The organism is Streptomyces sp. NPDC043878 (genome assembly GCF_056435735.1).
Window position 1 is genome coordinate 95,726 of sequence record NZ_JBWKDW010000002.1, and the last position, 11,663, is coordinate 107,388.

Sequence of the window (11,663 nt, forward strand, 5' to 3'; positions counted from 1 at the left end):
GACAACCCCCCCCCCTCGGCCCCTCTTGGGAAAGGGAACCCCAACCCCCCCGGGAGGAGGCCCCCCCCCCCCCCCCCCCCTTCGGGGGGGGGGGGGGGCCCCCCCCCCCCCCCCCCCCGGCGACGGTGCCGGCACCACGGTTCCGCGGCCATCCGCCCGGGTCTCCCGTTCCCCTTTGAACCGATTCACGGCGTCTTTTCCGGCGGCACACTCCACCGCCATGGCTGCGCCGTGAAGCTCTGGGCCGGTAGGCTTTCCGTGTGATCTTCAAGCGCATCGGAAACGGCCGGCCGTACCCCGACCACGGCCGGGAAAGCACCCGGCAGTGGGCGGACGTCGCACCGCGCCCGGTCCGCCTCGATCAGCTCGTGACGACCAAGGGCCAGCTCGACCTGGAAACCCTGCTCGCCGAGGACTCCACGTTCTACGGCGACCTGTTCGCGCACGTCGTGAAGTGGCAGGGCGACCTGTATCTGGAGGACGGCCTGCACCGTGCCGTCCGCGCCGCACTCCAGCAGCGCCAGGTCCTGCACGCCCGCGTCCTCGAGCTGGACTGACGGCCCTTCTCCGCGTCCCCCACCCACGACGGCCCGGTTCACCTCCGGGGCGCCGCGCTCCCCCCTGCCCGCCTCCGCTCGCCCAGGTGAGCCGGGTGTTGACCCTTTCGGGTTCTCCTGCGCGACGTCGAATGATCATCTAGTAGGAATCACCGCCGAGTCGCACTACGCTGCGCTCATGAGCATGCTGACTCCCCCTGGCATGGGCGGCCAGTACCGGATCACGGGGGACAAGTACCCGCGGATGCGACGGCCCCGGCGGCGCGGCAGGCTCGCGGTCGGACTGATCGCCTCCCTCGCCGCGCTCGGCCTGGTCGGCTGGGGCACCCTGCAGCTCATCGACGTCTTCACGGGTGGCGGCAAGCGGGCCGCGGCGGCCGCTTCCCGGGCCGCCTGCACCACCCGGGCGAGCGCCTCGCCCGGCGTCGCGGCGGCGCTGCCCAAGCCGGCCCAGATCACCGTGAACGTCTTCAACGCCACGTCACGCAGCGGGCTGGCCAAGCAGACGGCGGACGAGCTGAAGAAGCGCGGCTTCAAGATCGGCGAAGTGGGCAACGCGGCCAAGGAGTTCGACAAGAAGGTCAAGGGCACCGGCGTGCTCCTCGGTCCCGCGTCCTCCCTCAACACCTCACTGCCCGTGCTCGCCACCCAGCTGGGCACCGCCGAGCGCCGCACCGACGCCGCCCGCAAGGGCCGCACGATCGACCTCGTGCTCGGCAACGGCTTCAAGGCGCTGACGAAGAAGGCGGCCGCCGACCGGGCGCTGGCCGGACTGGCCGCGCCCGGGCAGACGCCCGCCACGCCGAAGAAGAGCTGCTGAGCAGCCGTAGGACAAACGGTTCAGCGGCCGGGGCGGCCGGCCGCTGAAGTCCCGGGGTGCCTCGGCCGGGGCTACTCCGCCGCGCCGTACATCCGGTCGCCCGCGTCGCCCAGGCCCGGCACGATGTAGCCGTGCTCGTTGAGCCGCTCGTCGACCGAGGCCGTCACGACCGTCACCGGGGTGCCCGCCAGCTCACGCTCCATCACCTCGACGCCCTCGGGGGCGGCGAGCAGCACCACGGCGGTCACGTCGTCGGCGCCGCGCTTGATGAGCTCCCGGATCGCCGCGACCAGGGTGCCGCCGGTGGCGAGCATCGGGTCGAGGACGTACACCTGGCGCCCCGAGAGGTCCTCCGGCATGCGCGTCGCGTACGTGGAGGCCTCCAGCGTCTCCTCGTTGCGGACCATGCCCAGGAAGCCCACCTCGGCGGTCGGCAGCAGCCGCACCATGCCGTCGAGCATGCCGAGACCGGCCCGCAGGATCGGCACCACCAGCGGACGGGGGTGGGACAGCTTGACGCCGGCGGTCGGGGAGACCGGGGTCACGATGTCGACCTGTTCGGTGCGCACGTCACGCGTGGCCTCGTAGGCGAGCAGGGTGACCAGTTCGTCGGCGAGACGCCGGAAGGTCGCGGAGTCGGTGCGCTGGTCGCGCAGCGTGGTGAGCTTGTGGGCGACCAGAGGGTGGTCGACGACGTGGAGACGCATGGCCCCCACAGTAGCCGTGCCCGGTGGGGGCGGCGCCCCCGAGCGCGACAGCGGGCCGACCGCCCCCTTCGTCACCCGCGCGCGGGCATCAAACCGCTCGTCGGAGGGAACGTGGGAAGGACGTACCTGGGGTGGTGTGCCATGGCTGACCGAGAGTCTCGCGAGGACGCCTCGCGGGAGGAGACCGAATCCGAGCGCAGGCGGCGCCGGGCCCAGTTCCTGCGGGAGCTGGCCGAGGCGCGCGAGTTGCGGGACCGTGTACAGCCCCGCCGCGCCAAGACGGCACGGCTGCGCCACGCCATGCGTATGCGCACCTTCCGCTGGTAGCCGCGGCGCTCTTCCCGCCCCTCCGAGGGCGGCCGAGTGCGTGTGCCGCCCGGGCGGCCGCGTACGATCCCGCTCGTGGACGATCAAAACGAGCGGACACAGGGGGCGGAAGACGTCCCCTGAACGCCTTGTATCTGCCACGATTTCGAGTGGGTGGGGCTCGGAGCGCAGCTCTCCCGCCCGCGACCTCCGCCGGGGGGACCCCCAACCGGCACGCCTATGACCAGTGGGAGAGTCACGGTGTACTTCGCCGCACTGCTCGCGCGCACCGAAGACGGGTGGGAAGCGAGCGACACAGAGCTCGACGATGTGGAGACCCTGTCGGATCTGGCCGAGCTGGCCCGTGAAGCCTCTCCGGAGGACGACACGGTGCTGGTGCTCATCGAGCAGGAGGACGCCTGGTTCGGCGTCGTCCGGATCGACGGTGAGGACGACCCTCGCATCTACGTCTCGGACGCCGCCGCAGCTGCCCGCAGCTCGTACGGCGAGATCCTGCTCACGGACGAACTGCTCGGAAGGGATCCCGGCGACGACGTCGTCGCCGACCTGGACTCCCTCGACCTCGACGGTACGGAGAACGGAGAACCCGAAGACGACGACGCGGACGACGACGAGGACCAGGACGGCACCTCCGCCGAGGCGGTGCCGCACAGCCCCGTCGGCGACAGCGAGATCCTCGACGACCTGGGCGTCGGCGTGAAGCAGCTGCTCGCCCTGGACGCCGACGACGCGCTGTCCGCGATCGCGGAGGCCCTGGGCGCCGCCGAGGTCCTGGAGACCGTCCGCTGACCGGGGCGGACCCGGAGGACCCGCCGGGTCCGGACCCGTTTCCGGACCCGGTGCGCGACCCCTGGCGGGCCGCGATGCGGCTCGCCCTGGCCGAGGCGGAGCAGGCCGGCCGCGGCGGGGACGTCCCCGTCGGCGCCGTCCTGCTGGCACCGGACGGCACGACCGTGCTGGCCGCCGGGCACAACGAGCGCGAGGTGACCGGTGATCCGACGGCCCACGCCGAGGTCCTCGCCCTGCGGCGGGGCGCCGCGGCCCTGGGTGGCCGGCCGGGAGGTGAGACGCCCGGTGGGTCCGGTGCGTCCGAGGCCGCCGAGGGGTTCGGCGCGTCCGGTGCGACAGGTGCGATGGGCGCCACAGGTGTGTCCGGGGCCCGGCGGCGGTCGGGAGCGGGCGAGTGGCGGTTGTCCGGCTGCACGCTCGTGGTGACCCTGGAGCCCTGCACGATGTGCGCGGGCGCCCTGGTGCAGTCGCGCGTGGACCGGGTCGTCTACGGCGCCCGCGACGAGAAGGCCGGCGCGGCCGGATCCCTGTGGGACGTCGTGCGCGACCGGCGGCTCAACCACCGGCCCGAGGTGATCGAGGGCGTGCTCGCCGGGGAGTGCGCGCGCCTGCTCACGGACTTCTTCCGCGCCCGCTGAAGTCCGCCGCCAACCGTCCCCGTCCGCCGCTCACCGTCCCCGTCCGCCGTCCCGACCTCCGTCCCCGACCGCGGCTGTCGGGGCGGGAATCGGATTTCGGACCACGAGCCCCCTTGCTGTAAGGTCTCCCTCGGTAGCGTGTCCGAGCGGCCGAAGGAGCTCGCCTCGAAAGCGAGTGTGGCGCAAGTCACCGAGGGTTCAAATCCCTCCGCTACCGCTTGAGAAGGGCCCCGTCGAAAGACGGGGCCCTTCGTGCAGTCCTGACCGATCCCGGCAAAGGGTGTGAAGGTTACACTCGCCGCCGGTCAACAGGGGGCCCACGGGGCACAACAGTCACAGGGGAGGCCGCGGTGGCGGTGAATTCGAAGAAGATCGCCGTCTATGTGCTCGTGGTCTTCGTGCTCTACGTGATCATCACGGATCCGGCGAAGGCCGCCGACTACGTCCAGATAGGGTTCGAGGGCATATCGGACGCCGCCAAGGCCGTCGGTGACTTCATGTCCTGGATCGCCGACGGAGCCAAGAACTGACGCGACCGCAGCGCCCCTTCGTACCCGCCCGGGAGAGTCCTCATGATCCGCCACCTGGTCCTCTTCAAGCTCGACGAGGGCGTCCGGCGCGACGACGCCCGCGTGATCAAGGGCGTCGAGGCCTTCCGTGCCCTCGGCGGCCGGATCGAGGAGCTGCGCTTCTGGGAGTGCGACTGGAACATCACCGACCGGCCCATCGCCTACGACTTCGCCATCAACTCGGCGGTCGAGGACGCGGCGGCCCTCCAGCGCTATCTGGAGCATCCGGCACACCAGGCGGGTGTCGCGCTGTGGCGGGAGTTCGCCACGTGGGTGATCGCCGACTACGAGTTCTGCACCCCCTTCTCCCGAAGCCCTCCGCCGGACCGGCGGGGGGCTTTCCCGCGTCCTTCAGCCCAACTTGCCTTCAACACGGCGTTATGGGGTGCTTGCACACAGTGCACATGTCTTGTGATGCTATGACCGCTTTTGATGGATGAGTTGACCGATGGATGACCGATGAAGAGGTGGCGTTGACCGTGTCGGCCAGTACCGCGCCGCCCCAGCAAGCCTCACCGGCCATTCCCGCCGCGACGGCCGCCCCGACTCCCCCGGCCGCCTCCGAGGTCGGGGCGGTGCCCGCAGCACCGGACGCCGGAAGGCCACCGGACGCCGGAAGCCCCCAGGACAGCGAAGGCCCGCCGGACACCGAGAGCTCGCCGGACGCCGGCAGACCGGAGAGCGCCGGAAGCCCCCAGAACACCGAGAGCCCCCAGGAAGCCCAGGCCGATCCGGCCGCGCAGGAAGCCCAGGACGCCGCCCCCGCCCCGCAGCGCAGCCGGGGTGCCGACACCCGGGCCCTGACCCAGGTGCTCTTCGGCCAGCTGAAGGAGCTCCAGCCGGGCACGCCGGAGCACGACCGGGTGCGCGGGGCGCTGATCGAGGCCAACCTCCCGCTGGTGCGCTACGCGGCCGCCCGCTTCCGCTCCCGCAACGAGCCGATGGAGGACGTCGTCCAGGTCGGCACCATCGGGCTCATCAACGCCATCGACCGCTTCGACCCGGACCGGGGCGTGCAGTTCCCGACGTTCGCGATGCCGACGGTGGTCGGGGAGATCAAGCGGTACTTCCGCGACAACGTCCGCACGGTCCACGTGCCGCGCCGGCTGCACGAGCTGTGGGTGCAGGTCAACGGCGCGACGGAGGACCTGACGACGGCCTTCGGGCGCACTCCGACGACGTCCGAGATCGCCGAGCGGCTGCGCATCACGGAGGAGGAGGTGCTGTCCTGCATCGAGGCCGGGCGGTCGTACCACGCGACCTCCCTGGAGGCGGCGCAGGAGGGCGACGGGCTGCCGGGGCTGCTGGACCGGCTCGGCTACGAGGACCCCGCGCTGGACGGCGTGGAGCACCGGGATCTGGTCCGCCATCTCCTGGTCCAGCTCCCCGAACGCGAGCAGCGAATTCTTCTTCTGCGCTACTACAGCAATCTCACCCAGTCGCAGATCAGTGCGGAACTCGGCGTATCCCAGATGCATGTCTCGCGCCTACTCGCGCGTAGCTTCCAGCGACTGCGCTCCGCGAACCGTATCGAGGCGTAACCGCAAGCACGAGCGAGACGTCACCGGCGAGAGCGAATCGCTCACCAGCGCGGATCCCGACGTTTTCCTTGTGAAAAACCGTCAGACCCCCTTTATCCAGGGCGTATTCGCATCTCACATGTCGACATGTCACTACAGCGTGTTGCCGACATGTGACATTCTCCGTGCAGCGCGTTTGCCGTGGCTCCGGCTCCGGTATTCAGGTGAAGGCTGCGTTCCTCAGACGGGAGCGTCCGCCGCGACCGTCCCGCGACCCAAAGGGGGTGGCATGTCCGCAGACCAGGGCAGCTCGAAGGTGCTCACGCTCACGAAGAGCGAGGTTGCGCCCACGCTCATCGACGATGTTGTGGTCCTCCAGGCTCCGCCGGCCCCCGCTCCGGCTCCGGCTCCGTCGCTTCCGACCTCGGGAGCCATCGACACCCGCACCCTGTCCCGCTCCCTTTTCCTGCGGCTCGCCGCACTGGACGAGAACAGCCCCGAGCGCGCGTACGTCCGGGACACGCTGATCGAGCTCAACCTCCCGCTGGTGCGCTACGCGGCCGCCCGCTTCCGCTCCCGCAACGAGCCGATGGAGGACATCGTCCAGGTCGGCACCATCGGCCTGATCAAGGCGATCGACCGCTTCGACTGCGAACGGGGCGTGGAGTTCCCGACGTTCGCGATGCCGACCGTCGTCGGCGAGATCAAACGGTTCTTCCGCGACACCTCGTGGTCGGTGCGCGTCCCGCGCCGGCTCCAGGAGCTGCGGCTGGCGCTGACGAAGGCCAGTGACGAACTCGCCCAGAAGCTCGACCGGTCGCCGACCGTCGCGGAACTCGCCGTCGTCCTCGGGGTCTCCGAGGAGGACGTCGTCGACGGCCTCGCGGTCGGCAACGCCTACACCGCCTCCTCGCTGGACTCACCGACCCCCGAGGACGACGGCGGCGAAGGATCCCTGGCAGACCGCCTCGGCTACGAGGACACCGCGCTGGAGGGCGTCGAGTACCGCGAGTCGCTGAAGCCGCTGCTCGCCAAACTCCCGCCCAGAGAGCGGCAGATCATCATGCTGCGCTTCTTCGCCAACATGACCCAGTCGCAGATCGGCGAGGAGGTCGGCATCTCGCAGATGCACGTCTCCCGGCTGCTGACCCGGACGCTGGCGCAGCTGCGGGAGGGGCTCATCTCGGACTGAGGTGAGGCGACAGCCGCCCGGGCCTTCCTATTTGACGGAGCGTCAGCCACCATGGCGCGATGCTTCGAGCGACCAGGGCATCCTGTGCGGCACGAGTGACACGGGCGACATGGACACATGGCCGTCGAGGCGTCGTGATCGGCGCGTCGGCGGCCGTCGTCTGTCTGGGCGGGGTCCTGGCGGCCTGCGGGGGCGGTGACGGCGGCGGCTACGTGGCCACCGGGTCGGCGGGCGGACCGGCCGCCGCCACGGCGGTGACGCCGACGGGGCGGGTGACGCTGGTGCCGCTCGACGGCGCCGGAGCGAGCGGGCCCGCCGACTCCCCTGCCGTGAACGGCAGTCGGGGCGGGGGCGCGGCACAGGCGCCTGCCGGTGAGCCGGCCGGTGGTGGTACGGAATCCGGTGCGGGCCGTCCCGGTGGGGGCGCCGACTCCGGCCGTACGACCACGAGTTCACCGTCCGGTGCCGGGTCCGCGTCCTCATCCCCGAGTTCGCCCGGGACACCGTCTGCACCCTCGACCTCGCCCGGGGCGACGGGAACGCCTGAACCCGCGCCCGGCGGTCCCGCCGTGGTGACCTGGCGGGACCCGGTGCGCGAGCCGGCGGACGAGCGGTGGTGCGAGAAGGTGACCGTGGAGTTCACCAACAGCGGTGGGACCGCCGTGCGTTCGGGCACGGTGACCTTCGGGACGCATGTCGTCGGCGCGCTCGGCATCGACTGGGCGACCGTCGAATCCACCGTGGACCTTCCGGCGCCGATCGCGGCCGGCGCACGGAAGGAGGGGGCCTGGACGGTCTGCGTGGACGCCTGGCGGGTTCCCCTCGGCATGCACGTGGAGACCCGGGACGTCTCCGTCCGGTGGCGGTAGCCGCACGTCCTGCCGGAGCGCGCCCGTCCTACTTGAGCGCGAGCCAGGCCACCGCCGCGACGACGATCACCGCGACGACCACTGCGAGGATGACGCCGATACGGGGGCCGGAGGAGGCCGCCGCCTGCTGCTGCCGGCCCTGGGGGGCCTCGTCGACGAACGCGCGGAACATCTGGGTGTTGCCGGCGGGGTCGTGGTTGCCCTGGGGGCCCTGGGTGTTAGCCATGCACCGAGACACTAGCGAATAGGCGGGGACGACCCAAGTGGGGGCCCCGCCCCGGCCTCACCGCCAGGTCACCGCCCCTCACCTGTGCGTTTACGTTCGCGATACGTGCCTTTGCCAACTTTTTGTCCGACCGGCCACCGTTTTATTTGCCTGTAGCAACCAACCGCCTCTATGGTTGCCCTAAGCAACGAATACGGGAGGTGCGATGGGCGAGCAGACGCGATACGAGGAGCTGATCCGTCAGTTCAGCGCCTTCGGCGCCGTGAAACGGGAGATGGGACGGATACTGCCGGGCGACTGCCCGAGCGGGTCCGCCGCCGTGCTGACCCTGCTCGCCCGCCACGGGGACATGCGCATGAGCAGGCTCGCCGAGCTGCTCGCCGTGGACATGTCGGTGACCAGCCGTCATGTCGCGCACGTCGCCGAGCGCGGCTGGATCGAACGCTCCCCCGACCCGGCGGACAAGCGCTCGCGCATCCTGCGCCTGACGCCCGCGGGCGTGACGCAGGTGGACGAACTGTCCCTGCGGACCTCGCGGATCCTCGCCGAACGCCTGAGCGACTGGAGCGACGACGAGGTGGGCCAGCTCACCCGGCTCATGGCCCGGCTGCGGGCGAGCTTCGACGACTGCCGTTCCGCGTCCGTGGCACCCGGGCACCGGCCCGCGGAGCCGCCCGTACTCGAACAGACCACCCGTACACCCGCATAAGCACTGAAGAGAAGGAAGCCCATGGCAACGACCACACCAGCCGGTGTGCGGGCTCACGCCAAGCACGGGGGAGGCTCCCCCGACAGCGTCCAGATGACGCACCGGCAGATCATGGAGGCGCTCTCCGGGCTGCTGCTCGGCATGTTCGTGGCGATCCTGTCGTCCACGATCGTCACCAACGCGCTCCCCGAGATCATCGGCGACCTCGGCGGCGGCCAGTCCGCCTACACCTGGGTCGTCACCGCCTCGCTGCTCGCCATGACGGCGACCACGCCGCTGTGGGGCAAGCTCTCCGACCTGTACAGCAAGAAGGCGCTCGTCCAGATAGCCCTCGTCGTCTACGTGCTGGGATCGGCCGCCGCGGGTCTGTCGCAGAACCCCGGCATGCTGATCGCCTGCCGTGTGGTGCAGGGCGTCGGCGTCGGCGGTCTCTCCGCCCTCGCGCAGATCGTGATGGCCGCGATGATCTCCCCGCGTGAGCGCGGGCGTTACTCCGGCTACCTCGGCGCCACCTTCGCCATCGCCACCGTCGGCGGCCCGCTGCTCGGCGGTGTCATCACCGACACCTCGTGGCTCGGCTGGCGCTGGTGCTTCTACGTCGGTGTGCCGTTCGCGGTCATCGCGCTGATCGTGCTGCAGAAGACCCTGCACCTGCCCGTCGTGAAGCGGGACGTGAAGGTCGACTGGGGCGGCGCGTTCTTCATCTCCGCCGCCGTCTCCCTGCTGCTGCTGTGGGTCACCTTCGCCGGTGACAAGTACGACTGGGTGTCGTGGCAGACGTACACGATGGTCGCCGGCGCGATCGTGCTGGGCCTGCTGTTCGTGCTCGTCGAGTCCAGGGCGCGTGAGCCGATCACCCCGCTGCGGCTGTTCCGCAACCGCACCATCACGCTGTCCTCGCTCGCCTCGCTCTTCGTGGGCGTCGCGATGTTCACCGGCACCGTGTTCTTCAGCCAGTTCTTCCAGCTGGCCCGGGACAAGTCGCCGACGATGTCGGGTGTCATGACGATCCCCATGATCGGCGGGCTGTTCATCTCCTCCACCGTCTCCGGGCGGTTCATCACCCGCACCGGCAAGTGGAAGGTCTGGCTGGTCAGCGGCGGCGTGCTGGTGACGGCGGGCCTCGGCCTGCTGGGCACCGTCCGCTACGACACGGACTACTGGAAGATGGCGATCTTCATGGCCCTGCTGGGTCTGGGCATCGGCATGATGATGCAGAACCTGGTGCTGTCCACGCAGAACCAGGTGGCCCCCGCCGACCTCGGCTCGGCCAGCTCCACCGTCACGTTCTTCCGGTCCCTCGGCGGCGCGGTCGGCGTCTCCGCGCTGGGGGCCGTCATGGCCCACCGCATCACCGGCTACGCCCAGGACGGCATCGCCGGACTCGGCCCGAAGTACGCGTCCCTGGCCTCGGGTTCGAGCTCCGACTCCATCCCGGACATGGACAAGCTGCCCGCGCCGCTGCGCACGGTCATGGAGAGCGCCTACGGCCACGGCATCGCGGACGTCTTCCTGATCGCCGCCGGTCTGGCCCTGCTCGCCTTCCTCATCACCCTGTTCATCAAGGAGGTCCCGCTGCGGACCAGCGGCGCGCTGGCCCAGGCGGCGGCCGCCGACGCCGACGCCGGTTCCGACACCGGCAGGGCGCCGGCGACCGAGGCCGCGGCCACCGCCGAGGCCCCGGCGCCGGTCGCGGCGAGGACCCCCGGGTGGGCCGCCGCCGACGAGACCGGCACCGGTCCCGAGGACACGCGGCAGCTCTCCTCCGTCGCCACGCTCACCGTCGCGCAGGCGTCCGCGGGTGACGGGGACCAGGGCGGCAGCGCCGGCATCCCGGTCCGCGGCTTCGTCCGCGGCGCCGAGAGCGCGCCCCTCCCGCAGGCCGCCGTCACACTGATCTCGCTCGCCGGCCGGCAGCTGGGCCGGTCGGTCGCACAGGCCGACGGCTCCTACGCGGTGGACGCGCCGGGCACCGGCTCGTACGTCCTGATCGCCTCCGCCGACGGGTTCCAGCCGCAGGCGTCCACGGTCGTCGTGAACGGCGAGCCGGTGGCGTACGACATCCTGCTCAGCGGCACCAGCGGACTGAACGGTCTGGTGCGGGCCGCGGAGTCCGGGGCGCCCGTGAAGGACGCCATGGTCATCGTGACCGATGTGCGCGGGGACCTGCTGGCCACCGGGAGCACCGGTGAGCAGGGCGAGTTCGCCTTCACCGAGCTGGTGCCGGGTGCCGTGACCGTCGCGGTGAACGCCGCCGGGTACCGGCCGCGCGCGCTGCCCGTCGAGGTGGGCGGCACCGGGGTCACCCGGATCGAGGTCGACCTCGACGCCGGCGCCCAGCTCCAGGGAGTCGTTCGGGCGCCGCACGGCCCCCTCGCCGACGCCCGCGTGACGCTGGTGGACGCGGCGGGCAACGTGGTCGGCACGGCCACCACCGGCACGGACGGGGCGTACGCCTTCACCGACCTGGACAGCGGCGAGTACACCGTCATCGCGACGGGCTACCCGCCGGTCGCCACGGCGCTGACCGTCGACGGCCGCGGGACCGACGGCCACGACGTCCACCTCGCCCACCCGGGCGAGTAGTCCGGCCCCGGGGGGGGGGGGGGGGGGGGGGGGGGGGGGGGGGGGGGGGGGGGGGGGGGGGGGGGGGGGGGGGGGTGGGGGGGGTGGGGGGGGGGGGGGGGGGGGGGGGGGGTGGGGGGGGTGGGGGGGGGGGGGGGGGGGGGGGGGGGGCTCT

General features: G+C 71.6%; 13 protein-coding genes, 1 tRNA gene and 1 pseudogene. 13 read left to right on the forward strand and 2 right to left on the reverse strand.

The features are described 5' to 3' along the window. Positions 1-260 precede the first annotated feature (260 nt). The gene (locus tag AC07AZ_RS04090) at positions 261-557 is read left to right on the forward strand and encodes a type II toxin-antitoxin system VapB family antitoxin (RefSeq protein ID WP_003999914.1); all 297 of its coding nucleotides are present in this window, start codon (positions 261-263) and stop codon (positions 555-557) included. 178 nt (positions 558-735) lie between these two features. Further along, entirely contained in the window at positions 736-1,377 is a 642-nt protein-coding gene (locus AC07AZ_RS04095) for a LytR C-terminal domain-containing protein (RefSeq protein ID WP_478843583.1), read from the forward strand. Between the two features lie 71 nt (positions 1,378-1,448). Here the strand turns inward: AC07AZ_RS04095 and upp are convergent, their stop codons facing one another. Continuing rightward, the gene (gene upp, locus AC07AZ_RS04100; RefSeq protein ID WP_478843585.1) at positions 1,449-2,084 is read right to left on the reverse strand and encodes a uracil phosphoribosyltransferase; all 636 of its coding nucleotides are present in this window, start codon (positions 2,082-2,084) and stop codon (positions 1,449-1,451) included. Between the two features lie 141 nt (positions 2,085-2,225). On the opposite strand from upp, the gene AC07AZ_RS04105 reads away from it, so the two are divergent. From AC07AZ_RS04105 to AC07AZ_RS04145, 9 genes and pseudogenes are all read left to right on the forward strand, one after another. Beyond that, a complete protein-coding gene (locus tag AC07AZ_RS04105) occupies positions 2,226-2,411 on the forward strand; it encodes a hypothetical protein (RefSeq protein ID WP_478843587.1) in 186 nt (61 codons plus the stop codon). A gap of 240 nt (positions 2,412-2,651) precedes the next feature. Then, entirely contained in the window at positions 2,652-3,200 is a 549-nt protein-coding gene (locus AC07AZ_RS04110) for a tRNA adenosine deaminase-associated protein (protein ID WP_478844156.1), read from the forward strand. A gap of 74 nt (positions 3,201-3,274) precedes the next feature. Next, the gene (locus AC07AZ_RS04115; RefSeq protein ID WP_478844158.1) at positions 3,275-3,838 is read left to right on the forward strand and encodes a nucleoside deaminase; all 564 of its coding nucleotides are present in this window, start codon (positions 3,275-3,277) and stop codon (positions 3,836-3,838) included. Between the two features lie 132 nt (positions 3,839-3,970). Then, positions 3,971-4,055, forward strand: a tRNA-Ser gene (locus AC07AZ_RS04120). Between the two features lie 133 nt (positions 4,056-4,188). Beyond that, entirely contained in the window at positions 4,189-4,368 is a 180-nt protein-coding gene (locus AC07AZ_RS04125; RefSeq protein ID WP_478843589.1) for a hypothetical protein, read from the forward strand. Positions 4,369-4,410: 42 nt separating this feature from the next. Continuing rightward, a pseudogene (locus tag AC07AZ_RS04130) lies at positions 4,411-4,701 on the forward strand (Dabb family protein); the annotation flags it as partial. A 185-nt stretch (positions 4,702-4,886) separates the two neighbouring features. After that, complete coding sequence (locus AC07AZ_RS04135; RefSeq protein ID WP_478844160.1) at positions 4,887-5,948, forward strand: RNA polymerase sigma factor SigF; 1,062 nt, start codon at positions 4,887-4,889, stop codon at positions 5,946-5,948. A gap of 268 nt (positions 5,949-6,216) precedes the next feature. Then, positions 6,217-7,119, forward strand: a complete 903-nt coding sequence (locus AC07AZ_RS04140) for an RNA polymerase sigma factor SigF (RefSeq protein ID WP_478843591.1) — start codon at positions 6,217-6,219, stop codon at positions 7,117-7,119. 134 nt (positions 7,120-7,253) lie between these two features. Next, a complete protein-coding gene (locus tag AC07AZ_RS04145) occupies positions 7,254-7,988 on the forward strand; it encodes a hypothetical protein (RefSeq protein ID WP_478843593.1) in 735 nt (244 codons plus the stop codon). Between the two features lie 28 nt (positions 7,989-8,016). Here AC07AZ_RS04145 and AC07AZ_RS04150 read toward each other — a convergent pair whose 3' ends face one another. Continuing rightward, positions 8,017-8,214: a hypothetical protein gene (locus AC07AZ_RS04150; RefSeq protein ID WP_478843595.1), complete on the reverse strand. Its 198-nt coding sequence runs from the start codon at positions 8,212-8,214 to the stop codon at positions 8,017-8,019. Positions 8,215-8,419: 205 nt separating this feature from the next. Here AC07AZ_RS04150 and AC07AZ_RS04155 point away from each other — a divergent pair, with 205 nt between their 5' ends. Both AC07AZ_RS04155 and AC07AZ_RS04160 read left to right on the forward strand, forming a co-directional pair. Next, positions 8,420-8,923, forward strand: a complete 504-nt coding sequence (locus AC07AZ_RS04155; RefSeq protein ID WP_478843597.1) for a MarR family winged helix-turn-helix transcriptional regulator — start codon at positions 8,420-8,422, stop codon at positions 8,921-8,923. A 93-nt stretch (positions 8,924-9,016) separates the two neighbouring features. Next, entirely contained in the window at positions 9,017-11,509 is a 2,493-nt protein-coding gene (locus AC07AZ_RS04160) for an MFS transporter (protein WP_478844162.1), read from the forward strand. The last annotated feature ends 154 nt before the right edge of the window (positions 11,510-11,663 follow it).